Below are 23,752 nucleotides of genomic sequence, written 5' to 3'. Positions count from 1 at the left end.
CCAATCCCCGCTTCGCTAGTCTCTTCCCGTCAGTCCAGCAGTTCCGTCACGGTGCCCGCCCCGACGGTGCGGCCACCCTCGCGGATGGCGAAGCCGAGGCCGACGTCCATCGCGATCGGCTTGCCGAGCTCGACGGTCAGGTCGACCGTGTCGCCGGGCATCACCATCGTCACCTCGCCGAGGTCCACCGACCCCATCACGTCCGTGGTACGGAAGTAGAACTGCGGCCGGTAGTTGGCGAAGAACGGCGTGTGCCGGCCGCCTTCCTTGGTCGTGAGCGCGTACACGTGAGCCTTGAACCGCCGGTGCGGCGCGACCGAGCCGGGCAGCGCGACCACCTGGCCCCGCTGCACCTCCCCGCGCCGGATGCCGCGCAGCAGCAGGGCCGCGTTGTCGCCGGCCTGGGCCGAGTCGAGCTGCTTGCCGAACATCTCCATCCCGGTGACCACGCTGGACTGGGTGGGTCCCAGCCCGACCACCTCGACGGGGGTGTTGAGCACCAGCGTGCCGCGCTCCACCGACCCGGTGACGACCGTGCCCCGCCCGGTGATGGTGAGCACGCTCTCGATGGGCATGAGGAACGGCTCGCCGGTCACCCGCTCGGGCAGCGGCACGTACTCGTCGACGGCGTCGAGCAGATCCTGGATCTTCTGCACCCAACCCGGCTCCCCCGCCAGGGCCCTGAGGGCGCTGGTGCGGACGATCGGCAGCTCGTCGCCGGGGAAGCCGTACTCGTTCAGCAGCTCCCTGACCTCGAGCTCGACCAGGTCGAGCAGCTCGTCGTCGTCCACCGCGTCGGCCTTGTTCATGGCCACGACGAGGTACGGCACCCCGATCCGCCGCGCCAGGAGCACGTGCTCCCGCGTCTGCGGCATGACCCCGTCCACGGCGCTGACGACGAGGATCGCCCCGTCCACCTGCGCCGCCCCGGTGATCATGTTCTTGACGTAGTCGGCGTGCCCGGGCATGTCGACATGCGCGTAGTGCCTGGTCGCGGTCTCGTACTCGACGTGCGCGATGTTGATGGTGATCCCGCGCGTGATCTCCTCGGGCGCCCGGTCGATGCCCTCGAAGCTCGTGTAGCGGTTGACGTTCGGGTACCGCTCGGCGAGAACCTTGGTGATGGCGGCCGTCAGGGTCGTCTTGCCGTGGTCGACATGACCCATCGTGCCGATGTTGAGATGAGGCTTGTTCCTCGTGAACGCCTGCTTGGCCATCTGACACTCCACAGTGGATTTGTGGCTGGACGTGCAGAACCCTCAGGCGAGCCGGATGCTCTGGGTTGCTTCTGGGCGATCCGGCTCGGCCGGCTCACCCTCCTCCGTCGGTTCCGCAGGATGCTGCGGGAGGAGGGTCAGCGTCGCAGGCCGGCCTCTAGCGCCGCGTCTAGCGCTGAAGGCGCCCAGGCGACCGCCGAGCCGGCCAGGTGGCCGTGCTCCAGAAGGGCGGTCGTCGCGATCACGTTCGGAAAGGTAGCGCGCCACTGCCTGCACCGACAACGCATTTACGAGTGACGTTCGCCATATACCCCGTGGGGGTATCTTCGCGCGGACCCCGGGCGGACCTCGCGGACCCCGGGCAGACCCCCCGCGGGCAGACCCCCCGCGGGCAGACCCCCCGCGGGCAGACCCCCCGCGGGCAGACCCCCCGCGGGCAGACCCCCCGCGGGCAGACCCCCCGCGGGCAGACCCCCCGCGGGCAGACCCCCCGCGGGCGCCTGCGGCGCCACGCGGCTCGGCATCCGACAAAGGAGCCGAAGGGGACGACCGGAAAAATGGTGATAAGTCGGATAGTCGTGGCGCGGAGCGCCCGACTTATCCGCAAAAGGCCGAAGCCGCCGGGCGGGCTTTCGTCAGCGGGGCGGAGGCAGGCGCAGGGCGATCGTCGGGGCGTCGGCCATCACCGATTTCGGGGCGCCACCCGTCGGGGCGTCGGCCGGCGGACGGTCGGCGCGGCCCACCGTGATCTCCGGGTAGATCTCGACCTCGTCCCACTCCCCCAGGGCCTTGGGCTCGCCGCGGTTCAGGTCGACCTCGCGGGGCGGGGTCGTCGGGCTGGTGCGGGCCAGGATCGCGGCGCCGTTGGTGCTCACGTCGGTGACCAGGAGCATGCCGTCGTGCAGTTCGAAGCGCAGGTGGTTGCGGCTCACCCGCCGGCTCGACTCGTCGTCGAGCCAGTTGCCGATGGTCACGCCCGGCTGGTCATCCGGGGCGCGGCCCACCACCACGGGGCGGGCGGCCGTCACCGGGAAGCGGGTGCGGACGATGCCGTTGATGCGTACCGCCAGGGTCATGGCCAGCGGGCGCGGGCCGGCGTCGATCAGGCGGTCGCCGTGGCGGGGGCAGATGGGGGCTCCGCTGGGCAGGGCCGGCGGGGCCTGGCCGGCACCCTGGGCGGGGACCCGGCCGAGGACCGGGCAGTCGGCGGCGGGGCAGCGCCAGTACCGCTGCAGCACCGGATGCGGGCGCGGCGTCGAGCCGGTCGCGGGGGCCAGGCTCAGCTCCAGGCCGCCCTGGCCGGCGATGGCGAGGTACACCGGGCCCGGGTGGCCGGGCAGCGGGGAGCGGGTGATCACCGGTACGCCGGTCAGGTGGGCCACCTCCCGCACCCGGGCGTTGACCCGCGCGCCCGGCGGCAGCATCTCGATGAGGCCGTCGTCGGACCAGCGGCGCAGGACCATCCGCTCGTTGGAGGTGAAGTCGGTGTCGGACATCGCACCGCGTTCGGCGATGGCATAGAGACCGGTGTTGCCGTCGCCGAGGCGGCGGCTCAGGGCGTCGATGAACTGGCCGAGGCGCAGCAGGGCCGCCGGGCGGCCGCCGTCGAGGTCGACGCTGCGGGCCGCCTCCACCAGGTCGATGATGCCGCCGGCGGCAAGCGGGTCGACCGTCAGTCGTCGCTCGATCGCGTCCAGTGCTCGGCTCGTCTCGAATCGCACCGGAACATTCTGCCTCAGAGATCCGCGCATGCCGACAAAGCCGCCCGGGTGCCGTACGAAACGCGAACACCCGGCGGGGGCCGGAGACGCGAACGCACGGCGGGGCCGGGAGACGCGGCACACGGCGGGGCCGGAGACACAAGCACACGACGGGGCCGGGAGACGCGGCACACGGCGGGGCCGACAGCGCGGCACACGGCGGGGCCGGGGGCGGCAGCGCGGCACACGGCGGGGCCGACAGCGCGGCACACGGCGGGGCCGGGGGCGGCAGCGCGGCACACGGCGGGGCCGGGGGCGGCAGCGCGGCACACGGCGGGGCCGGGGGCCGCAGCGCGGCGGGCGGCGGGCGGAGAGCCGGGGAACACCCGCAAAGCCGCCGCCGACCACCTCTGCGGTCGACGGCGGGCTTTACGCCGCGTCCTCGGCGGACCTCTGAGGGGAGGTTGGGGAAGCCGCCGGGCGCGGTTTACACGACGGGGCGTGGGGGGTGCGCCGGGTTCGTCGTGGGTACATATCAGCTAACCGTTGGTAATCAAGGTAGATCGTCACAGCAGAGGTCAACAACGATGAATGCCTGAATGAAATCCGCCTCAACCGCCGCAGACCTTGGCGACCTCGGCGAGGCGATGGGCGTCGACGCCGTCGCGCTGCTCGACGGCCAGCGGGTGGTCGGTCGGCTCCAGCTCGACGAAGGGGCGCCGGCCCGGCTCCCGAGTATGCACCCGGGTCTTGAGCTGGATTGTGTCGGGGTACCCCGGAATGTTGTTGGAAAGCCAGCCGAAGTAGGGCTGCTCCTCCACGCGGGCCGGGTCGTCCCACCGCGAGACGGCCCGCTCGAAGTTGGCCGGGCTCAGGCTTACCCAGACGTTGTACGTCAGGTGCTCCTCCGACCCGCGCACCGGGATCTCGATCAGGCCGCGGATGAAGAAGTGCAGCTCGTCGAGCTCGGGCGCGTGGATGCAACACAGCTCGTCCTCGAGGAACGACTCGCCGCCCGCCTCCGGGGCGCCCCAATAGTCCGGTGCCGAGAACGCCCACACGGTCGGGACGTCACCGATCTCCGCATCGCAGCACGCACAGACGAAGGTCACCGCGGCATGGTAGACCCGCGAGGACGAAACACGCTCAGCTCTGTGCGGCCAGCTCCCGGGCGCGGTCGCGGGCGGCCTCCAGGGCGGCCAGCAGCGCGGCCCGCACGCCGTGGTTCTCCAGCTCGCGGATGGCGTTGATGGTGGTGCCGGCCGGCGAGGTGACCGCCTCGCGCAGCTTGACCGGGTGCTCGCCGGACTCGCGCAGCATGACGGCCGAGCCGATGGCGGTCTGCACGATGAGGTCGTGCGCCACCTGGCGGGGCAGGCCGAGCAGGATGCCGGCGTCGGTCATCGCCTCGACGAGGTAGTAGAAGTACGCCGGGCCGGAACCGGACAAGGCGGTGACGGCGTCCTGCTGCGACTCCGGCACGCGGATCGTGCGGCCCAGCGGGCGGAACATCTCCTCGGCCAGGGCGAGGTGCTCGGCGGTGGCGTGCGAGCCGGCCGAGATGGCGGTCATCGCCTCGTCGACCAGGGCCGGGGTGTTGGTCATGACGCGCACGACCGGGGTGCCCTCGGGCAGGTACTTGGCGAAGAACGTGGTCGGCAGGCCGGCGCACAGCGACACGACGAGCTTGCCCTCGGGCATCTTCGGGCCGAGGTCGGCCAGCAGGGCGCCGGCGTCCTGGGGCTTCACGGCGACGGTGACCACCTCCGCCTCGAGCAGGGCGCTCTCGTTGTCGACGACGCGGATGCCGTACCGCTGCGAAAGCTCCTGAGCCCGCTCCGGACGGCGCGCCGTGGCCAGGAGCTTGTCGGCGGGCCAGCCCGCGCGCAGCAGGCCGGACAGCAGGACCTCGCCGAGCTTGCCGGCGCCGAAGACCGCGATGGTGCGCACAGGAGACTCCCCAGGAAAACGGCGGAGCCTGGGGCCGCCGTCGGCGGCCCCAGGCCTCGGGACGAGATCAGGAACCGAAGAAGACCTCGGCCTCGGTGTACCGCTCGACGGGGACCGTCTTGAGCTCACGGGTGGCCTCGGCCAGCGGGACGCGCACGATGTCGGTGCTCTTGAGCGCGACCATCTTGCCGAAGTCGCCCTCGTGCACGGCGTCGATCGCCTGCAGGCCGAAGCGGGTGGCGAGGACCCGGTCGAACGCGGTGGGCGTGCCGCCGCGCTGGATGTGGCCGAGCACGACCGTGCGGGCCTCCTTGCCGGTCTTGGCCTCCAGCTGCTCGGCGAGCCACTGGCCGATGCCGCCGAGGCGGACGTGGCCGAAGGAGTCGAGCTCCTGGTTGTGCAGCACCATCTGGCCGTCGAGCGGCTGGGCGCCCTCGGCGACGACGACGATCGGGCTGTACTGCGTCTGGAAGCGCTTCTCGACGTAGCCGGCGACCTGGTCGACGTCGAACTGCCGCTCCGGCAGCAGGATCACGTTGGCGCCGCCGGCCAGGCCGGCGTGCAGGGCGATCCAGCCGGCGTGGCGGCCCATGACCTCGACGACGAGGGTGCGGTGGTGCGACTCGGCGGTGGTGTGCAGCCGGTCGATCGCCTCCATGGCGATGTTCACCGCGGTGTCGAAGCCGAACGTGTAGTCGGTCGCGCCGAGGTCGTTGTCGATCGTCTTCGGCACGCCGACGACGTTGACGCCCAGCTCCGTCAGCCTGGTGGCGACGCCGAGGGTGTCCTCGCCGCCGATGGCGACGAGGGCGTCGACGCCCAGGTCGGCCAGGTTCGACTTGATCTTCTCTACGCCGCCGTCGATCTTGAACGGGTTGGTGCGGGACGACCCGAGGATCGTGCCGCCGCGCGGGAGGATGCCGCGGACCTGGGCGATGCCCAGCTCGCGGGTCAGGCCCTCCAGGGGACCGCGCCAACCGTCACGGAAGCCCACGAACTCGTGGCCGTAGGTGGAGATCCCCTTGCGGACCACGGCACGGATGACCGCGTTGAGGCCGGGGCAGTCGCCGCCCCCGGTCAGTACGCCGATACGCATGCTTGATCTTGCCTTCCTGGTTGCGTGCTCGACCTCACGGACGGGCGCGGTCGAGCCGGAGGTACCCGCTCATGGCGACGCTGCCGATTCACAGCGCACTGTAGTCGCTCCAGCTGAACCCTCAGCAGTCGTCCCCGCGAATACCGAACTTCTTGGCCGACTCGTGTTCCTCGGCCATGCGCCGCAGCGCGGCCAGCAACGAGTCGCCGAGGATGGAGCCGACGACCGCCGCGTGGAGCATGCCCTCGGGGGTCCCGGCCCGCCCGACGAACTGCAGGTCATAGACCGCGATCGTCTCGACGGCGTCGGCGTACTGCCCCAACAGCATACTCACGTCGGCCCCGACCTGCTCGAATGCGGCGAGCACCTCGGCCGCGGCCTGCCGGGCCGGCGCCTCGGGGCCGACCAGCCAGCCCCGCTTCTGCACAAGCTCGTCGATGCGTTGGCGCTCCCGCCGGACCGCGTCAGGGTCTATCGAGTCCTTGTTGGCCACCGCCGAGGGCAGCGCGTGGCCGAGCACCTTGTGCACGTCCGGGTCGGGCTCGTCGAGCGCGGCCAGGAGCTGCCGGATGGTGGCGATCGGTAACCGGCCGATGTCGAGCAGCACCCGGACGAGCCGCAGCCGCTGAACGTGGCGATCGTCATACCGGGCCTGGTTCGGGCTGGTCAGCTCACCGGCCGGGAGCAGGCCCTCACGCAGGTAGTACTTGATCGTCGGCACCGGGACGCCGGTGTGCCGGCTCAGCTCGGCGATGCGCATGGAACTCCTTCCGACCTTGATATGGATAGTGTACCTTGCCAATAGCAGACAGCACCGCTATCCATTTTTTCGGGAGCGTCCGATGCATGTCGCCCGACTTCACCGTCCCCTCGTCGTCACCGCCGGCCTCATGGCCGCGCTGGCCCTGCTCACCGCGATCGGCATCTTCGCCGACGACCGCACGCTGCTCGGCGTGCCGATCTGGCTCAAGCCCTTCAAGTTCTCCGTGTCGATCGCGATCTACGCCGTCACGATCGCGTGGATGATCGGCCTGCTGGCCGAACGGCGCCGGCGCTTCGGCTGGTGGCTCGGCACGATCATCGCGGCGACGATGCTCATCGAGATCGCCGTGATCGACGGGCAGGCCGCCCGCGGGCACCGCAGCCACTTCAACTTCCAGACCCCGCTCGACGGCGCCCTGTTCGACATCATGGGCGCCACGATCGCGATCGCCTGGGCGGCGACCCTGATCCTCGCGATCCTGCTGCTGATGCAGCGCATGCCGGACCGGGCCAACGCGCTTGCCGTACGGCTCGGGCTCATCATCGCCCTCGGCGGCATGGCGGTCGGCTTCCTGATGACCATCCCGACCCAGGCCGAGCTCGCCCAGGACCATCCGACGATCGTCGGCGCGCACAGCGTCGGCGTGGCCGACGGGGGCCCGGGCCTGCCGCTGGTCAACTGGAGCACCACGGGCGGCGACCTGCGGGCCGGCCACTTCATCGGCATGCACGCGCTGCAGGCGCTGCCGCTGTTCGCGCTGCTGCTGAGCCTGGCCGGCGCCCGCTTCGCCCGCCTGCGGGCCGACCAGGTGCGGGTCCGGCTGATCGGGGTGGCCGGCTTCGGCTATGCCGGCCTGACCGTCCTCGTCACCTGGCAGGCGTTGCGCGGCCAGTCGCTGGTCCACCCCGACTCCCTGACCCTCGGCGCGGCCGGCGCGCTGCTCGCGCTGACCCTGGCCGGCGCCGCCTGGGCCGCCATCGGCACCCCGGCGCGGGTCCCGGCGAAGGCGTTCTCGTGACGGCGACGCTCTTCCAGCTGGCATTTCTGGCGGCGGTACCGTTCTGGGCCCTCATGATCCTGCTGCCCACGTGGCGGTGGACCCGCGCGATCGTCTCCTCGCCGCTGATCCTGCTCCCCGCGCTGGTGGTGTGGGCGTTCGCGATCGCGCCGGCGTTCGGCGACTTCGCCCGGGAGATGCTGAGCCCGGACCTCGAAGGCGTGAAGGCGCTGCTGGCGCGGGACGAGGTGGTGGCCGCGGTGTGGGCGCAGGTGCTGGCCTGGGACCTGTTCGTGGGCCGGTGGATCTACCTCGACAGCCGGGCCCGGGGGATGCACCCGCTGCTCATGGCGCCCGTGCTGGTGCTGACGATCCTGCTCTCCCCTATCGGGCTGCCGCTGTACCTGGCGCTGCGCCTCTTCGGCAAGCGCGCCCCGGACGCCGTCTAGAGATCGTTTCGACAAGTCGGGCGCTGGCGCGTTCGAGCATCTCGTGACGGCCCTGGTCCATGGGCCGGGTATGGGCGGGTCGCCAGCCCCGATCGACCGCGGCACAGGCGGCCGAAAAGGCTCCGTCGTCGCCGACGGCGGCGGTGTCCCGCCCGGGCATCGTCGCCGCGGGCGCGACCCGGCACGACTCGCCGCTGCTGAAACCCACCCTCAACGCAGCCGATCCACCAGGTCAGAACCCACTACCGATGGGGCTGTAATCAGATTTACACCCCGTCAGGTTATAAATCCGACATGGCGGCAGCGCCCGACATGTCGGGAATCGACGGAATCCCGCTCAGCCGTGCATCACGCGCCAGCGGGCCAGGTTGTGGCGGGCGTCGACCAGGGCGTCGTGCCGGCCCTCGGCCAGCGGCAGGGGCGGGCGGCCGGCGTCGTCCCAGAGCTGGCGGAGGTCCTTGGTGAAGCGCGGGATCTCCCGCGGCAGCACCGGCATCGAGCCCCACAGCTGGGCCAGGGCGACGTGGTCGTAGGCGGCGTACCAGGCCCACAGCTCCAGCTCGTCCGCCTCCCCCGAGCGCAGCGGCTCGGTCAGGAAGTCCAGCAGCTCCTCGCGGATGCGCTCGCGCGAGCGCCACGACTTGTCGGCCGGGGACGGGAGCTTGTCGAGCACGTTGCGGCGCACCCACGGGACCGCGCGGGAGTCGTCGAACTCGGTGGACACCGCGTAGTACTCGCGGCCGTGCTCGTCGACCACGCCGATCGAGACCAGATCGATGATCCGGCCGTCCTCGATGAACTCGCAGTCGTAGAAGTACCGATACGCCGACACCGCACCCATCCTGCCCCATGGCGGCGAAGCCGATCACAGCGAGGCGGCCAGCTCCGTGTAGAGCACGGCCAGGCGGGTCAGTTCGGCGTGGTCGCGCGGGGTGCCGCCGTCCACGTGGATGCGGGCCGCCGTGCCGGCCGCGGCGAGGGCGGCGCGGTGGCACAGCAGGGCGGGCAGCACGGCCTCGCACTCGTCGGCCGGGACCGGGCCGGCCCGCAGGTAGGCCTCGGGCAGGCCGGCCGCGTTCGCCGGGCCACCAGCGGCCAGCACGGCGGCGGCGAGGTCGGCCAGCAGCGGGCCGGTGCCGGCGGCGGCCCAGCCGACCAGGCCGACCGCGCCGGTGTCCGGGTCGAGGCGGAAGTGGGCGGCCCGCGGGTCGCCGTGCAGGACGCCGTACGTGAGCTGGTCGGTGACCATGATCCGGCGGACCGCGGCGGCCGTGTCCCGCACCGCCGGCCGCAGCCAGGGCTCCAGGGTCAGGTGGGGGGCTTCCCGCGGTACACCTGCGGGCTCGAACTTGGCCAGCGCCGGGTGCGCGAAGCCGCCCAGGGCGCGGTGCACGGAGCCCAGGGTGCCGCCCCACCACTGCCGGTCCAGCGGGTCGGCCGCCTGCAGCGGGCGGCCCGGCACCAGGCGCAGCAGGGCCACCGCGCCGTCGCCGACCGCCACCGTGAGCGCGCCGTCGGCGGCCCGCAGCGGTGCCCCGGCATCGAAACCGGCCGCCTCGGCCCGACCGGCGGCGCTCAGGCCGGCCTCGAGGACCTGCGGCGCGCCGGCACCCATTTGCCGACGAATTGTCCACCGTTGATCTCGACCTGCCATGCTCCGCGGCCCAGCGGAATGCACGGGCCCGGATTGCATTGCCAACCACGGCGCAGCGTCGTGCGGACCTGTTCGGCGGCGGGGGCGGCCACGGAGGCATTATGCGTCGTCACGCTGCGCACTGCCGGGAAACAGGCAAAACGCGACCGGGCCGTGGATGCTCGCACCATCCGACGGCCCGGTCGCGCCCTTGCCATGCCCCCCGCCCCCCAGCGGTTTGCGTGGTGGCATTAGCCTGCCTGCGGACTCATGAACGGCGCTGTCGGTGAGCCGATGCGGGGGATGTACAGACTCCGACACGCACGTCATGATCTGGTAGAAGTTCCGTACTGTCTCCGTGATCACCTAACGTGATCACAAGTCCGATCAACGCTGAACCGGGAGGGGTTTGACCGTGGAGGGTCGGCTGCCAGATCCCGGCGACGCACTGACCGGTGTGGAAATGTTCAGTGGTCTGGACCCCGATGTGCGTCAGCGGGTCATCCAGGCGGCGGTGCCACGGACATACCGCAAAGGCCAGCTGCTGTTCGTCGAAAATGATCCGGGCGAGTCGCTCATCGTGCTCAAGCGCGGTGCGGTGATGGTGTTCCGGACGGCCCCGACCGGCGAGCGCGCGGTCCTGTCGGTAATCCGCCCGCCGGACACGATCGGCGAGGTGTCGCTGCTCGACGGCGCGGCCCGCTCGGCCTCGGCCGAGGCGATCGAGGACTGCCAGGCGCTGGCGCTGTCCCGGCACGCCTTCATCGAGCTGGTCCACCAGAACCCGCGGATCCTCGACGCCGTCATGCGCTCGCTCGGCCAGCTCATCCGGCGGCTCACCGAGCAGAACGCCGACCACGTCTTCCTGGACCTGCCCGGGCGGGTGGCCAAGACGCTGGTCCGGCTGGCCGGCGAGACGACCGCGCCGATGGTGACGATCGAGCTCAACCAGAGCCAGCTCGCCGAGATGGCCGGCGGCTCCCGGCAGAGCGTCAACCAGGCCATCGGCTCCTTCGCCAGCCGCGGCTGGCTGCGCACCGAGGGCCGGCGGATCGTCGTGACGGACCTGAGCGCGCTGCGCCGCCGGGCAGGTATGCCCGACCGTTGATGCGATCCGTCCTTTAGGACAGTCTTAAATCACCTGGACGGCCGGGGCGCGGGGTGTCGTATCGGACACCTGGTCGCCCCGGCCGCCGCCGTGTGAGGATGGGTTCTCACACCCTAGGGAGAGTCGGCGATTTCCAGTCAGTGCGCACGCTGCGGCCGCCAGGCCGGCGACGGCGACCGGTTCTGCGGCGGTTGTGGCGCGGAGCTGAACCCGCCGTGCGCGACCTGCGGGCGCACCCTGGCGCCCGACGCCGTCTTCTGCACCGGTTGCGGCACCCCGCGGGCCGACACCACCGCCGTGCGCAACCTGATCCGGGCCGAGCGGGCCACCGGCCGCGCCCAGGTGCCGGCCATCCCGGCGGCCCGCAGCGAGGACCGGCGGCGCATCAGCGTGCTGTTCGTCGACCTGATCGACTTCACGCCGTACGTGGAGCGGGCCGACCCGGAGCTGGTGCGCGAGCTGCAGAAGAGCTTCTTCTCCACCGCCCGCGAGGTGATCGGGCAGTACGGCGGGGTCGTCGAGAAGTACATCGGCGACGCGGTCATGGCCCTCTTCGGCGCGCCCGTGGCCACCGAGACCGACGCGGTGCGCTGCGTGCGGGCCGGGCTGGAGCTGCAGCGGGTGCTCGCCCGCTACGCCAGCACCGGCGAGGGCGAGCGCGAGCTGCGCTTCCGGGTCGGCGTGGCGACCGGCGAGGCGCTCGTCGACGTGGCCGCGGCCCGCGACGGCGGCCAGGCGATCGTGGCCGGCGACGTGGTCAACACCGCCTCCCGGCTGCAGTCGCTCGCCCCGCCCGGCGGGGTGCTGGTCTGCGGCACCACCTACGCGCTGACCAAGTCCTCGATCCGCTACGAGGTCCAGCCGCCGGCCACGCTGCGCGGGCGCTCCACGCCGACCGAGGTCTGGCTGGCCCTGGCCCCGCTGCGGCGCAACCACCCGGACCGCGAGGCCGGCTCGACGCCGCTGGTCAACCGCACCCACGAGCTGAGCCTGCTGGTCAACGCGCTGCACCGGGGCCTTCGCGAGCGGACTCCGCAGCTGGTGACCGTGCTCGGGCACGCCGGCATCGGCAAGAGCCGGCTGGTGCACGAGCTGTTCCTGCACGCCGAGCGGCTCTTCGACGCGCCGGTGGCCTGGCGCACCGGGCGCTGCCCGCCCTTCGGGGAGAACGTCACGTACGCCGCGCTGGCCGACGTCGTCAAGGCGCAGGCCGGCATCCTGGACACCGACTCCGCGGAGACGACCCGCGAGCGGCTCGACTCCGCGCTGGCCGACATCGTCGGGCCCTCCGAGGCCGAGCGGCTGGCCGACGCGCTGAGCCCGCTCGTCGGCCTGCCCGGGCCGAAGCTCGCCCCGGACGAGACGGAGTCGGCCTGGCGCCGGTTCGTCGTGGCGCTGGCCGCCCACCGCCCGACCGTCCTGGTCTTCGAGGACCTGCACTGGGCCGACGAGTCGATGGTCCGGTTCGTCGAACGGCTGGGCGCCTCGGTGCGCGACGTGCCGCTCCTGCTGCTGTGCACCGCCCGCCCGGAGCTGCTGGAGCGCAACCCGAGCTGGGCCGGGGCGGTGGCCGGTGCGGTGTCGATCACGCTGCCGCCGCTGCGCGACACCGAGATCGCCACCATGTACGCCCACCTGCTGGGCGCCGCGACCTTCCCCTCGCAGTCGCTGAGCTCCCTGGTCGAGCTGGCCGACGGCAACCCGCTCTACGCGCTCGAGTACACCCGGATGCTCGCCGAGCAGGGCAACCTGCCCGCCTCCGACGCCCTCGGGCGGAAGCTGCCGATGCCCGACAGCGTCCACGCGGTCATCGCCAACCGGGTCGACCTGCTCGACGCGGCCGACCGGGCGGTGCTGCAGGCGGCCGCGGTGGTCGGGATGAACTTCTGGCCGGGCGCGGTCGGCGCGGCGATGAGCCGGCCGGCCGACGGGATCGAGCGCTCGCTGCGCCGGCTGGAGCAGCGCGACCTCATCCACGAGCAGGCCGCCTCGACGATGGAGGGGCAGACGGAGTACCGCTTCGGCCACGTCCTGGTGCGCGACGTCTGCTATCAGCGGCTCCCCCGCACCGAGCGGGTCGCCCGGCACGAGCTGACCGCCGAGTGGCTCGACAGCGTGGCCGCCGACCGCGACACCGATCTGGCCGAGGTGGTGGCCAACCACCGCTTCACCGCCTACGAGATCGCCCGCTCGCTCGGCCTGGACGCGCCCCGCTACAGCGTGCCGGCCCGCGACGCGATGCACCGGGCGGCCCGCCGGGCCTACGCGCTGCACGCGCTGGAGGCGGCGGCCGCGCACGCCGGCAAGGCCCTGGCGCTGTGCGACGGGGACACCGAGCCGCTGGAGCGGCTGCGCATCGAGCAGCTGAGCACGGAGATCGCGTTCTACGCCAACCCTGAGTCGTTCCTCGGCAGCGGCGGCGCCGACCGGCTGGTCGGGCTGGCCGAGCGGCTCTACGCGGCCGGCGACCAGGCCGGCGCGGCCCGGGCCTGGACCGTCCGGGGCCAGGCCGCCTGGCTGCGGGCCGACCGGCTCGACGCGCTGTCGTGCCTCGACCGCGCGGTGGAGCTCTTCGACGAGCTGCCCGACGGGCCGCAGAAGGCCGACGCGTACGCCGAGCTGGGCCGCCTGCACATGCTGAACTTCGAGGTCGACCCGGCGGTCGCGGCGGCCAGCGCGGCGGCGGAGATCGCCGACCGGCTGGGCCTGATCGAGGTGGCCACCGGCGCCCGGATCACCATCGGCACCGCGCTGTTCCAGGCCGGCGATCGCTCCGGCCTGGTCGAGCTGCAGTCCGCGCTGGAGGTCAGCCGGGAGCGGCGGCTGCTGTCGGAGCACCGGGCGCTGCGCAACGTGGCCTGGGCGCTGCTCGAGGACGGCGACTGGAGCGCCGCCGAGGCGCTGCTGGACGACAGCCGCAACGCGGTGCCCGGCAGCCACACCCTGGCCACGGGGTACTCCGACGTCGCCCAGTCGGCCTACTTCGCCGGCGACTGGCCGGGCTACGCGGCCGCGGCCGAGGCGGCCCTGGCCGAGCCCGGCGGCGAGTGGGACCTGCAGGTGCGCGGGGTGCACGCCTGGATCCGCACGCTGCAGGGCGACGACGGCAGGGACGACGTCGAGGACCTCGTCGCGGCCGGGCGGCGCAGCGGCTTCTACCGGCTCCAGTGGGTCACGCTGGGCCACGGCGCCCTGTGCCGGGCCCTGCAGGGGCGCGACCGCGACGCCGAGGCGCTCATCGTGGAGCTCGCCAAGACCTGGCGGGAGGTGCGGGCGATCGCCAGCGGCGAGTGGATCGACGCCACCGCGCACGCCGCCGTGCTCTCCGGGCGGGTGGCCATGATGGCGATCCGCGACATGCTGGCCGACGTGCCGCACCGCACCCCGTGGGTCGAGGCGTCGCTGCGCACGATCACCGGGGCGATCGCCTTCGTCGACGGCGACCACGCCCGGGCGGCCGACATGCACCTGGCCGCGGCCGAGCTCTACGGGGAGATCCCGAACAACTCGGCGCGCATCCTGTCGGTGGCCTGGGCCGTGCAGGCGCTCGGGCACAGCAGGGACGAGCGCATCGAGCCGTGGCGCTCCGAGCTGGTGGCCTTCGCCGAGGAGGCGCGCACCCCCCGCCTCCTCGAGCTCGCGGACCTCACGCCGCCTCCGCTTCGCTCCGGCGACGTGAGGCCTAGGAACTGAGCCTTCCGATCGCGGCCCCTCCGCTTCGCTGCGGACCGCTCATGCCGCCACCGGCTCCTGGGTCTCCGTCTTAGCGGCTGCGTTCTTGACCTTCTGGGCGTACATGTCGATGTACTCCCGGCCGGACAGCACCATCAGCTCGTACATGATCTCGTCGGTGACGGCCCGCTCGATGAACCGGTCCCCGCTCATTCCGGCATACCGGGAGAAGTCGAGCGCCGGGCCGAACCTGATGTGCACCCGCTTGAGGTTCGGCAGCCGCTGCCCGATCGGCTGGACCTTGTCCATGTTCATCATGGCGACGGGGACCACACGCGCGCCCGACTCCAGGGCCAGGCGGGCGACGCCGGTCTTGCCGCGGTACAGGCGGCCGTCCGGCGAGCGGGTGCCCTCGGGGTAGATGCCGAAGATCCCGCCCTCCCGCAGGATCTGCAGGCCGACCTCGAGCGCGGCCCGGGCCGCCTTACCCCCGGAGCGGTCGATGGGGACCTGCCCGGTGCCGGCGAAGAACAGCTTCGTCAGCCAGCCCTTGATGCCTTTCCCGGTGAAATATTCCGCTTTGGCCGGGAAGGTGACGCGCCGCCTGACGCTCAGCGGCATGAAGATCGAGTCGGCGAAGGAGAGGTGGTTGCTGGCGATGATCACGGGCCCCTCAGCGGGGATGTGCTCGCGCCCCTCCACCTTCGGCCGGAAGACCAGCTTCAGCCAAGGTCCGAGGACGATGTACTTCAGGAGCCAGTAGAGCACGGCCGGCCTTTCGGGATCGCGCGACAATCGGTGATGACCGTCGCAAAGAGCGTACGAACCAGTACGGCACACCACAACGCACTCCCGGAACGGCGGCCGGGCATGTCAGGATTTCGTTCAGCGGTTTTTTCTCGGCGCACCCGGTCGCCGAGATGACCACCGCGGGGAGGGGCGAGCTGTGCCAGGGGGTGGGGCGCGGCGCGGCCGGCGGGACAACGGCCTGGTGGCGCAGGAGTACGCGGTGGTGGGCGACGTCGACCCCCGGGTCGGCGAGCATCTGCTCGAAATGCTGGCCGAGGGCGGCATCGCCGCCTACCTTCAGCCCGCCTCGGATCTGCATCCGCTCACCCGCACCACGACACTGCCGGCCCGGCCCACCGATCGGCTCTACGCCGACCGGGACCACCTGGCCACGGCCCGGGACTACCTGGCCCAGCTGACCGCGGCGGTGCCCGAGCAGCACACCCCGGTCGAGTCGCCGGTGGAGCAGCCGCCGGCCAAGCGGCAGTCCGACGACGAGGCCTTCGCCGCGATCGTGGCCGGCTTCCACACGACGGTCGACCCGACGGTGGCCACGCCCTGGCCGGCCGCCGAGAACCTGGACTCCTCCAGCACGGCCGCCGTGGACATGGACACCGAGCCTGCCCCGCGCACGTCGCTGCGCCGCCCGTCGGATGTCGTCGACCGGTCGCTGCTGGACGGCCTGGACACCTTCGGCAATGGGCTGCCGGACGATGACGAGGAGAACGAGGGGTACACCCCGCCTCCCCCGCCGCCGCTGCCCCGGGTGGCGCCGGTCACCATCGTCGCCGTGCTGGCCCTGGCGGCCGGGCTGGTGCTGCTCTTCTGGCCCAACCTGCTGCCGCTGGGCTCGCAGACCACGCTGTTCCTGGGCTTCGCCGGCGTGCTGGCCGGCTTCGTCACGCTCGTGCTGCGGCTGCGGCCCGGCGACGAGGAGGACGACGACCCGGACAACGGCGCCCGGGTCTGACGGCGGGTTACTTGTGCCCTGACGGGGCATATGTCCGGCCCGGGGCGGCCACGGCGCCGTCCGTGAACCGACCACTGCGGCCGGTCCGCGCCCGTGCAAGCCAGCCTCCGCCGGTCGGCGCAACGCACCCACGCCTGGTCGAATACCCCCGGCGCCGGTCACAACCACCTCATCTGCCCCGCCCCCGGCACGGAGCGCCAGTTCGGGCCTTTGCGACAAGTCGGGCGCTCCGCGTCGTGACGGCCGATGTGTTCCCCACCCGAGCAGCGCCGAGAAGGGTGCGCCATTTGCCCCTCTCCAATGGACCGCCACCGCGTGTCGCTGCGAGTTTTGCGAACACGCCTAGGCCGCGACAGGTCCGAGAGCGGGCCCTGTGCTGATCGCCGTTCCTTGCCGGGCGCCGAGGGCAGCCGCTGGGGCGCGCCGGCCTCGGCCCCAGGCGCGCAGCCGGCGAGGGGCAACCCCCGCACGGCCTGCGCGTTCGTCATCCGGCCTGAGTCCACCGGTCGTGGTGCGCCGGCGCCCGACTCATCTGGCTTGATCTTGGCGTGGGAGTCGTCGCGGGTCTTGGCACGGCGGCGCTGGCAGGGAGGCCCCCAGGGGCCGACCGGTTCGCCCAGTCTGGCTCGATGCGGCTTCGCTCTGATCGACCCAGACCAGGCGCTGACGGGAGCAACGGCCCCTGGTTGCGCGGCCCGGAGTCCAGAAAGATCTTTAGCGAACCTTCTCCAGCCAGTCCACGATCGCGTCGATCGGCTCCTGCCAGCGCGCGTCCAGCATCAGGTCGTGCCCCATGCCCGGGAAGAGCAGCGGCGAGCCGCCGTAGCGCCGCGCCACCCACTCCAGCGCCGAGGCCGACACCACCCGATCGTCCGGGCTGCCGACGACGAGCACCGGCGGGGCGCCGACCGGGGACTCCGGCTGTTGGCGGCGCAGCAGCTGGCGCTGGGTGCCGGACGGGACGCGCTGCAGTCGCTGGGCGTAGGCCTGGCCCTGGTTGGCCGGCAGCGCCCGGCTGAACAACTGCTCGCGCGACAGCGTGACCCGTCCGCCGAAGAGTCCCGGCAGGGTGCCGACGGGATTGCGGGTGAGCAGCCCGAAGGCGGCGGCGAGGCCGCCGAAGACCGGGGCGATCAGCACGCCCGCGCGGACCGGGTAGCGGGCCATGGCCATCGCCACCACCAGCGCGCCGGCGCCGTGGCCGACGAGGACGGCCTGGCGGGGCAGCGAGGCGGCGACCTGCGTGACGTCGTGCACGTAGTCGCGCAGCCGGGCGTCCGGGGCGGCCTCGCTGCCGCCGTGGCCGCGCAGGCTCATCGCGTAGGACGGGAAGCCTCGCTCGGCCGTGTGCTCCAGCCAGTGCTGGGCGAACGCCCAGGCGCCGTGGCCGTAGCCCGGGACGAACAGCACCGGGGTGGCCGAGCCGCCCGGGGCCGGCTGGGCGTCCAGGACCTCCCGGCGCACCGGCTTCGGCGGGTCCGCCCACTCGTCAGCTCGCATCACCCGCGTGGTCAACGGACCGCCTCCAGCTCGTGCAGGGACTTCTGCAGCTCCTGCAGGTACACGAAGTGGCTCACCTCGAACCAGTGCCGGGTCGAGTCGGTGACCTTCCGCTGGGTGTAGCGGCGGTCGCCGTCGGCCCGCAGGCGGGCCCAGATGGCCTGGGCGCGGTCCGGCGCGGCGTCGAGCACGCGCAGCCACTGGGCGATGAACACGGTCTGCCAGTGCGACAGCGTGAACAGCGCCGAGTCGGGCTGCAACAGGCCAGCCACGGCCAGCGTCGGGTGGGTGCGCGAGAGCATCTGCAGGGCCAGCCGCGGGCGGCCGGCCGTGTCGGTCGACAGCAGCTCCGGGGCCAGGAACTCGAACTTCGGCAGGTAGCCGGTGGCGAAGACGACCAGGTCGGGGTCGATCACCCGGCCGTCGGCCAGCGTCACCTCGTGCGCGTCGAAGTGCTTCACGTCCGGCACGGCGAGGATGTCGCCGTGGCCCAGGTAGTACGGCAGCTGGCTGTTGACCAGCGGGTGCATCTCGAGGATGCCGTGCTCCGGCCGCGGCAGGCCGAAGCGGGACAGGTCGCCGACGGTCATGTTGATCGTGCGGTGCAGCAGCCACTGGCGCACCCGCACGGGCAGGCGCATGGCCAGGAGCCGGTCGTTGACCTGGTCGGCCGGGCGGCCGAGGGCGAACTTGGGGGCGTACCAGTAGCCGCGCCGGGTCGAGTGCCAGCACTTGGCCGCCTGCTGGGCCGCCTCGACGGCGATGTCGCAGCCGGAGTTGCCGGCCCCGATCACCAGCACCCGGCGGCCGCGCAGCTGGGCGGCGTCCTTGTACTGGCTGGCGTGGATGACCTTGCCGCGGAAGTCGGCCAGGCCCTCGTACTCGGGCATCTTCGGCGACCAGTTGTGGCCGTTGGCCGCCACGACCGCGGCGTAGCGCATGGTGCGCGGGGCGCCGCCGCGGGAGCCCTTGACCGTCACGTCCCAGCGCGGCGGGCCGCCCGCGGGGTCGTCGGCGGGCTCGACCCGGGCCACCTCGGTGCCGAACCAGATGTGCTCGCGGAGGCCGAAGTGGTCGGCGTAGCGCTCGAAGTACGCGAGCACCTGGCTGTGGTGGGGGTAGTCCGGCCAGTCGTCGGGCATCGGGAAGTCTGGGAACTGGGTGAAGGGCTTCGACGAGATGAGATGGGTGCTGGCGTACACCGGGCTGCGGTCGTGCCGCCAGTTCCACCCGCCGCCGACGCCCGTCTCGCGCTCGTAGCAGTCGACCCCGAACCCGGCCTCGCGGAGGTTCTTGATCGCCGTGAGCCCGGTCCCTCCGGCCCCGATCACGCAGACCGTGTCGCCCCGGTCGTACACGGGCTCGCCGTCCCGCCAGTGCGTCGCGTTCCCGGCAAGGTCGTCGAAGCGACCGTCAGCACTCACCGCGGCATCCTCTGTCGAGGACCCCCGATTTGTCCAGTCTTGACCTCAGCCCTCGAGCTCGAGATCGGCGACGACCGGGAAGTGGTCGCTCGCGGCCCTCGACTGCGGGGTGTCGATCACGTCGTACTGCAGCACCGTGAACCGCTGGTCGGCGAAGATCGCGTCGAGGCGCTCGCGGGCCGCCGTGGCCGGGAAGGTCGGCCGCTCGTCGGTCCCCGCCGCGTCGGTCAGCCCGTCGGCGATCATCCGCCACGCGGCGCCGCCGGAGTTCTCGTTCAGGTCGCCGGCGAACAGCAGCGGCTCCGGCACCTCGTCCATGTGCCGCTTGAGCAGCTCGGCCTGGGCCGGGCGCTCCTGCGCGTCGGTCGACAGGTGCGAGCCCGCGGCCACGAAGGTGGACCGGCCCACGCGGCACCGCACGAAGGCGGCGCCGCGCATGTGCCGGCCGGGAGTCAGCGGGTAGCTCACGTTCCACGCGTCGACCGCGCGCACCCGCAGGTTGGTGAGGATCAGGTTGCCCAGGGCCGGCAGGCCGCCACCGGCGATGACCAGCTCGAACTCGCGGGCCAGGACCGCCGACTTCTGCCGCCACCGGAAGCGCCGCGGCGCCTCCTGCAGGATCGCGACGTCGGGCGCGGCCTCCCGGACCACGGCCGCGAGCGCCTTGCGGTCGTCCTTGCGACCGTGCAGGTTGTAGGAGAGCACCCTGATCTTCGTCATGTGCGGGCCAGGTCCGCCGCTCCGACCACGCCGGCCAGGTTGCCCATCAGCGCCGCGCGCACCTCGGCCACGGGCAGCCGGCCACGCTGGGCGAGCTGCTCGTGATAGCTGACCCGGGCCGGCTCCAGCAGCAGGTCGCCGGCGTCGATCACGCCGCCGCCGACCACGATGACCTGCGGGTCGAGCGTCTGCACCATGTCCGCGAAGGCCACCCCGAGCCAGTGCCCGACCTGTCCGAAGGCGCCGATGGCGACCTCGTCGCCCTGCCGGGCCGCCTCGGTGACGGCCGGGCCGTTGATGGCCTCCGGGTCGCCCCCGGCCAGCCCCAGCAGGCGCTTCGCGTCCTCTGGGCGGGCCTTGGCGTCGGCCTGGGCGAACCGGATCAGGGCCTTGCCGCTGGTGTACTGCTCCAGGCACCCCTTGCGCCCGCAGCCGCACGGGTGGCCGTCCGGCACCATGACCGCGTGGCCGAGCTCGGCGGCCACGCCGTGGGCGCCGCGGATGAGCTTGCCGCCGATGATGATCCCGCCGCCGATGCCGGTGCCGACGGTGTACAGCACCATGGAGTCGTCGGCGTCGTGCGCCGCGCCGAAGCGGAACTCCGCCCAGGCCGCCACGTTGGCGTCGTTCTCCACCACGGTCGGCAGGCCGACGGCCTGCTGGATCTTCTCGCGCAGCGGCTCGTTGCGCCAGGCCAGGTTGGGCGCGAACTGCACGATCGAGCGGGTCTCGTCCACCCAGCCGGCCGCGCCGATGCCGACCGCCTGCACGTCGTGCGCGGTCGCCAGCTCCTTGATCACCTCGATGATCCGGTCGGCGGTCTCCCCCGGGTCCTGCGCCGGTGTGTCACGCCGCGTCTGGACGAGCACGTCCCCCGCGGAGTCGACGACACCGCCGAGCACCTTGGTCCCGCCGATGTCGACGCCGATGGTCAGCCCCACTGCGGCAAGCTCCTCTCGTACCGGCTTACGCCGTGATTGGGGTCAATCCTGTTCGACGTCGCTGTCGGTCGTGGTTGACTGGTTGTGGGTGGCCGCCCGCCAGGCGTTCGAGCCACCGAAGCTGCGCAGGAAGGATGCCACGCCCTCGGCGATGTCGCCCGCCCCGGTGGCCAGCCGCTCGGCGACCTGCGGGTCGGGGTCGCGGGCCGCGGCGATGGCCTTGCACAGCGGGCAGACGCAGCACTCGGCCGAGCCGGTGGCGAATCCGGCGGTACTGCGGGCCGCCATCGACATCGCGGCCAGCGCGGCGGCCACCAGCCGCTCCGCCTCCTCGCGCGGGTCCCGGTTCATGCGCCCTCCACCCGCCGCTTGAGCTCCTTGAGGGCCGTGTCCATGATCATCTTCTCGGCCTTGCGCTTGAACATGCCGAGCATGCCGATCGCGAGCTCCACCGACAGCGAATAGGTGACGGTGGAGGTCCCGTCCGCGTTCGCGCTGATGTCATACGAGCCGTCCTGCTGCTTCTGCATCTTCGACGGTGCCACGAGGCTCCACTCGATGCGACTCAGGTCCTCGGCGTACTCGTACCGCAGGGTGTACTCATCGGACACCGGGCCCGAATCGAGCACGAAGCGGACCTGGCTGGCGTACCCGTCCTCGTACTCCTCGACCACCGCCACCGTCTTCACCGCCGCGACCCACTCCGGATAGTGGGCGAAGTCGGCGATGACCGCGGCGACCCGCTCCGGGGTCGCGTCAATGACGATCGACTGTGTCGAAGTGTCGGCCATGCGTGGCAGGCTACCTCTGCCGCGACGACCGCGGAGCGTCGGCTCGCCGCCCCCGGCGGGCCCCCGCGCGCCGGAACCCACCTACCGGTAGGTTCCGGGTACGGAACCACAGTCGAAATGGAGTCGGACGTGCGCGAGTTCTCCGTCCCCGCCGGGGTCATCATCGCCGAGACGGCCACGCTGACCGACCCCGTCTGGGACAACGCCGCCGTTGCCCCGGACGCGGTGCAGTTCCAGCGCCTGACCGACGGTGCGTGGCAGGACGTGACCTGCGCACAGTTCCTCGACCAGGTCGTGACCCTGGCCAGGGGCCTGCTGGCGGCCGGCATCGAGCCGGGCGAGCGGGTCGCCCTGATGAGCAAGACGCGTTACGAGTGGACGCTGATCGACTACGCGATCTGGACCTGCGGGGCGGTCACCGTCCCCATCTACGAGACCTCCAGCCCCGAGCAGGTGGCCTGGATCCTGCAGGACTCCGGCGCGGTCGCCTGCTTCGTGGAGACCGACGCCCACCGCGACGCCGTGGCCCAGGTCCGCGACCAGGCGCCGGCCCTGGCCCACGTGTGGCAGATCGACGGCCCGCGCGGCGCCGTGGAGGAGCTCGGGGCCGACGGCGCCTCGGTGGCCCGCGAGGACGTGGACAAGCGACGCACGGCGACGTCCGCGGAGGACCTCGCGACGATCATCTACACCAGCGGTACGACGGGGCGCCCCAAGGGCTGCATGATCACCCACCGCAACATGCTCTCGGACATCGTCAACGCCATCCCGGAGCTGCGCTCGCTGTTCAACGAGGGCGCCCGCACGCTGCTCTTCCTGCCCCTGGCCCACTCCTTCGCCCGGCTGATCCAGATCGGCGTCGTGCAGGCCCGGGCCACCATGGGGCACACGGCCGACACGAAGAACCTGGCCGACGTGCTCAAGAGCTTCAAGCCGACGTTCGTACTGTCCGTGCCCCGCGTGTTCGAGAAGGTCTACAACACCGCCAAGCAGCGCGCCCAGGCCGACGGCAAGGGCGCGATCTTCGACCGGGCCGAGCGCGTGGCCATCGACTACAGCGCGACCCCCTCCCCCGGCCTGGTGCTCAAGGCCCAGCACGCGCTCTTCGACAAGCTGGTCTACAGCAAGCTGCGGGCCGCGCTCGGCGGCCAGTGCACCCGGGCCATCTCCGGCGGCGCCCCGCTCGGCGAGCGGCTGGCCCACTTCTACCGCGGCATCGGCGTAACCATCTACGAGGGGTACGGGCTCACCGAGACCTCCCCGGCGACCAACGCCAACCGGGACAACGGCGTCAAGATCGGCACCGTCGGGCGCCCGCTGCCCGGCGTGACCATCCGCATCGACGACGACGGCGAGATCCTGGTCCAGGGCGACATCGTCTTCACGGGGTACTGGAACAACCCCGAGGCCACCGCGGAGGCGATCGACGCCGAGGGCTGGTTCCACACCGGCGACCTCGGCGAGCTCGACGACGACGGGTTCCTGCGCATCACCGGCCGCAAGAAGGAGATCATCGTCACGGCCGGCGGCAAGAACGTGGCCCCGGCGGTGCTCGAGGACCGCGTCCGGGCCCACGCGCTGGTCAGCCAGTGCATGGTGATCGGCGACCGGCAGCCCTTCATCGCCGCGCTGGTCACCATCGACCCCGACGCCCTGCCGGCCTGGAAGCGCGACAACGGCAAGCCCGACGCCGCCGGCGTCGAGGACCTGATCGACGACGCGCAGCTGCGGGCCGAGATCCAGAAGGCGATCGACGAGGCCAACCAGGCGGTGTCGAAGGCCGAGGCGATCAAGGTGTTCCGCATCCTGCCGCGCGACTTCACCGAGGCGACCGGCGAGCTGACGCCGTCGTTGAAGGTGAAGCGGAACGTCGTCATGAAGGAATACGCCGGCGACATCGCCGCCATCTACGAGCGCTGACCCATTTTCGTGCTCTCGGTGAGAAGGGATCGCTGTTGACGGACCTGGCCGCCGCCCCCGCCCGGGCCGAGGACCGACCCAACGCCCACTCCCGCCCACGCCCGGCCGTCGT

Annotated in this window: 20 protein-coding genes and 2 pseudogenes; 7 read left to right on the top strand and 15 right to left on the bottom strand. The window is 72.3% G+C overall.

What is annotated here, in order from left to right:
* Nucleotides 1–29: 29 nt before the first annotated feature.
* From tuf to ABD352_RS02375, 6 genes are all read right to left on the bottom strand, one after another.
* Entirely contained in the window at nucleotides 30–1,217 is a 1,188-nt protein-coding gene (gene tuf, locus ABD352_RS02400; RefSeq protein WP_344610497.1) for an elongation factor Tu, read from the bottom strand.
* Between the two features lie 635 nt (nucleotides 1,218–1,852).
* Nucleotides 1,853–2,938: an FHA domain-containing protein gene (locus ABD352_RS02395; RefSeq protein ID WP_344610496.1), complete on the bottom strand. Its 1,086-nt coding sequence runs from the start codon at nucleotides 2,936–2,938 to the stop codon at nucleotides 1,853–1,855.
* 590 nt (nucleotides 2,939–3,528) lie between these two features.
* A complete protein-coding gene (locus tag ABD352_RS02390) occupies nucleotides 3,529–4,029 on the bottom strand; it encodes a DUF2199 domain-containing protein (RefSeq protein ID WP_344610495.1) in 501 nt (166 codons plus the stop codon).
* A gap of 34 nt (nucleotides 4,030–4,063) precedes the next feature.
* Nucleotides 4,064–4,867, bottom strand: a complete 804-nt coding sequence (gene proC, locus ABD352_RS02385; protein WP_344610494.1) for a pyrroline-5-carboxylate reductase — start codon at nucleotides 4,865–4,867, stop codon at nucleotides 4,064–4,066.
* A gap of 67 nt (nucleotides 4,868–4,934) precedes the next feature.
* Complete coding sequence (locus ABD352_RS02380) at nucleotides 4,935–5,963, bottom strand: 6-phosphofructokinase (RefSeq protein ID WP_344610493.1); 1,029 nt, start codon at nucleotides 5,961–5,963, stop codon at nucleotides 4,935–4,937.
* Nucleotides 5,964–6,084: 121 nt separating this feature from the next.
* Nucleotides 6,085–6,723: a MerR family transcriptional regulator gene (locus ABD352_RS02375; RefSeq protein WP_344610492.1), complete on the bottom strand. Its 639-nt coding sequence runs from the start codon at nucleotides 6,721–6,723 to the stop codon at nucleotides 6,085–6,087.
* A gap of 82 nt (nucleotides 6,724–6,805) precedes the next feature.
* Here ABD352_RS02375 and ABD352_RS02370 point away from each other — a divergent pair, with 82 nt between their 5' ends.
* The 3 genes and pseudogenes from ABD352_RS02370 to ABD352_RS02360 all read left to right on the top strand — a co-directional run.
* Nucleotides 6,806–7,744: a hypothetical protein gene (locus ABD352_RS02370; RefSeq protein WP_344610491.1), complete on the top strand. Its 939-nt coding sequence runs from the start codon at nucleotides 6,806–6,808 to the stop codon at nucleotides 7,742–7,744.
* Nucleotides 7,741–8,172, top strand: coding sequence for an ABA4-like family protein (locus ABD352_RS02365; RefSeq protein ID WP_344610490.1), 432 nt, complete (start codon nucleotides 7,741–7,743; stop codon nucleotides 8,170–8,172). The genes ABD352_RS02370 and ABD352_RS02365 overlap by 4 nt, the downstream gene beginning before the upstream one ends.
* 88 nt (nucleotides 8,173–8,260) lie before the next feature.
* Nucleotides 8,261–8,384: pseudogene (locus ABD352_RS02360) on the top strand (IS5/IS1182 family transposase); the annotation flags it as partial.
* A 125-nt stretch (nucleotides 8,385–8,509) separates the two neighbouring features.
* On the opposite strand, the gene ABD352_RS02355 reads toward ABD352_RS02360, so the two are convergent.
* Together ABD352_RS02355 and ABD352_RS02350 are read right to left on the bottom strand one after the other, a co-directional pair.
* Nucleotides 8,510–9,004 carry a polyadenylate-specific 3'-exoribonuclease AS gene (locus ABD352_RS02355; RefSeq protein ID WP_344610489.1) on the bottom strand — a complete coding sequence of 165 codons (495 nt, stop codon included), beginning with the start codon at nucleotides 9,002–9,004 and terminating at the stop codon, nucleotides 8,510–8,512.
* Nucleotides 9,005–9,037: 33 nt separating this feature from the next.
* Entirely contained in the window at nucleotides 9,038–9,787 is a 750-nt protein-coding gene (locus ABD352_RS02350) for a phosphotransferase (protein ID WP_344610488.1), read from the bottom strand.
* Nucleotides 9,788–10,220: 433 nt separating this feature from the next.
* Between ABD352_RS02350 and ABD352_RS02345 the strand changes: the two genes are divergently transcribed.
* Both ABD352_RS02345 and ABD352_RS02340 read left to right on the top strand, forming a co-directional pair.
* Complete coding sequence (locus ABD352_RS02345; protein ID WP_344610487.1) at nucleotides 10,221–10,913, top strand: Crp/Fnr family transcriptional regulator; 693 nt, start codon at nucleotides 10,221–10,223, stop codon at nucleotides 10,911–10,913.
* A 129-nt stretch (nucleotides 10,914–11,042) separates the two neighbouring features.
* Nucleotides 11,043–14,606, top strand: a complete 3,564-nt coding sequence (locus tag ABD352_RS02340; RefSeq protein WP_344610570.1) for an AAA family ATPase — start codon at nucleotides 11,043–11,045, stop codon at nucleotides 14,604–14,606.
* A 39-nt stretch (nucleotides 14,607–14,645) separates the two neighbouring features.
* Here ABD352_RS02340 and ABD352_RS02335 read toward each other — a convergent pair whose 3' ends face one another.
* Nucleotides 14,646–15,353 carry a lysophospholipid acyltransferase family protein gene (locus tag ABD352_RS02335; protein WP_344610486.1) on the bottom strand — a complete coding sequence of 236 codons (708 nt, stop codon included), beginning with the start codon at nucleotides 15,351–15,353 and terminating at the stop codon, nucleotides 14,646–14,648.
* A gap of 178 nt (nucleotides 15,354–15,531) precedes the next feature.
* Between ABD352_RS02335 and ABD352_RS02330 the strand changes: the two genes are divergently transcribed.
* Nucleotides 15,532–16,344, top strand: coding sequence for a DUF308 domain-containing protein (locus ABD352_RS02330; RefSeq protein ID WP_344610485.1), 813 nt, complete (start codon nucleotides 15,532–15,534; stop codon nucleotides 16,342–16,344).
* Nucleotides 16,345–17,058: 714 nt separating this feature from the next.
* Here the strand turns inward: ABD352_RS02330 and ABD352_RS02325 are convergent.
* The 6 genes and pseudogenes from ABD352_RS02325 to ABD352_RS02300 all read right to left on the bottom strand — a co-directional run bounded on the left by ABD352_RS02325 (nucleotide 17,059) and on the right by ABD352_RS02300 (nucleotide 21,720).
* Complete coding sequence (locus ABD352_RS02325; RefSeq protein WP_344610484.1) at nucleotides 17,059–17,844, bottom strand: alpha/beta hydrolase; 786 nt, start codon at nucleotides 17,842–17,844, stop codon at nucleotides 17,059–17,061.
* Between the two features lie 11 nt (nucleotides 17,845–17,855).
* Nucleotides 17,856–19,268, bottom strand: coding sequence for a flavin-containing monooxygenase (locus ABD352_RS02320; RefSeq protein ID WP_344610483.1), 1,413 nt, complete (start codon nucleotides 19,266–19,268; stop codon nucleotides 17,856–17,858).
* 45 nt (nucleotides 19,269–19,313) lie between these two features.
* Nucleotides 19,314–19,988 (bottom strand): endonuclease/exonuclease/phosphatase family protein, encoded by a 675-nt coding sequence (locus ABD352_RS02315; protein ID WP_344610482.1) that lies wholly within the window; start codon nucleotides 19,986–19,988, stop codon nucleotides 19,314–19,316.
* Nucleotides 19,985–20,929: an ROK family glucokinase gene (locus ABD352_RS02310; protein WP_344610481.1), complete on the bottom strand. Its 945-nt coding sequence runs from the start codon at nucleotides 20,927–20,929 to the stop codon at nucleotides 19,985–19,987. The genes ABD352_RS02315 and ABD352_RS02310 overlap by 4 nt, the downstream gene beginning before the upstream one ends.
* Nucleotides 20,930–20,983: 54 nt before the next feature.
* Nucleotides 20,984–21,280, bottom strand: a pseudogene (locus ABD352_RS02305) (hypothetical protein); the annotation flags it as partial.
* Nucleotides 21,277–21,720 (bottom strand): SRPBCC family protein, encoded by a 444-nt coding sequence (locus ABD352_RS02300; RefSeq protein ID WP_344610480.1) that lies wholly within the window; start codon nucleotides 21,718–21,720, stop codon nucleotides 21,277–21,279. The pseudogene ABD352_RS02305 and the gene ABD352_RS02300, both read right to left, overlap by 4 nt.
* A 129-nt stretch (nucleotides 21,721–21,849) precedes the next feature.
* On the opposite strand from ABD352_RS02300, the gene ABD352_RS02295 reads away from it, so the two are divergent.
* Nucleotides 21,850–23,640, top strand: coding sequence for an AMP-dependent synthetase/ligase (locus tag ABD352_RS02295; protein ID WP_344610479.1), 1,791 nt, complete (start codon nucleotides 21,850–21,852; stop codon nucleotides 23,638–23,640).
* Nucleotides 23,641–23,752: the final 112 nt, after the last annotated feature.

It is taken from the genome of Dactylosporangium salmoneum (assembly GCF_039532525.1).
Lineage (GTDB): Bacteria > Actinomycetota > Actinomycetes > Mycobacteriales > Micromonosporaceae > Dactylosporangium > Dactylosporangium salmoneum.
This window is presented reverse-complemented; position numbering and strand designations above follow the sequence as displayed.

What these genes read in the sequence shown, in the direction of transcription:
- tuf (WP_344610497.1), bottom strand. Translation starts at nt 1,217, where the DNA reads ATGGCCAAGCAGGCGTTCACGAGGAACAAGCCTCATCTCAACATCGGC.
- ABD352_RS02380 (WP_344610493.1), bottom strand. Translation starts at nt 5,963, where the DNA reads ATGCGTATCGGCGTACTGACCGGGGGCGGCGACTGCCCCGGCCTCAAC.
- ABD352_RS02375 (WP_344610492.1), bottom strand. Translation starts at nt 6,723, where the DNA reads ATGCGCATCGCCGAGCTGAGCCGGCACACCGGCGTCCCGGTGCCGACG.
- ABD352_RS02370 (WP_344610491.1), top strand. Translation starts at nt 6,806, where the DNA reads ATGCATGTCGCCCGACTTCACCGTCCCCTCGTCGTCACCGCCGGCCTC.
- ABD352_RS02350 (WP_344610488.1), bottom strand. Translation starts at nt 9,787, where the DNA reads ATGGGTGCCGGCGCGCCGCAGGTCCTCGAGGCCGGCCTGAGCGCCGCC.
- ABD352_RS02325 (WP_344610484.1), bottom strand. Translation starts at nt 17,844, where the DNA reads ATGCGAGCTGACGAGTGGGCGGACCCGCCGAAGCCGGTGCGCCGGGAG.
- ABD352_RS02315 (WP_344610482.1), bottom strand. Translation starts at nt 19,988, where the DNA reads ATGACGAAGATCAGGGTGCTCTCCTACAACCTGCACGGTCGCAAGGAC.
- ABD352_RS02300 (WP_344610480.1), bottom strand. Translation starts at nt 21,720, where the DNA reads ATGGCCGACACTTCGACACAGTCGATCGTCATTGACGCGACCCCGGAG.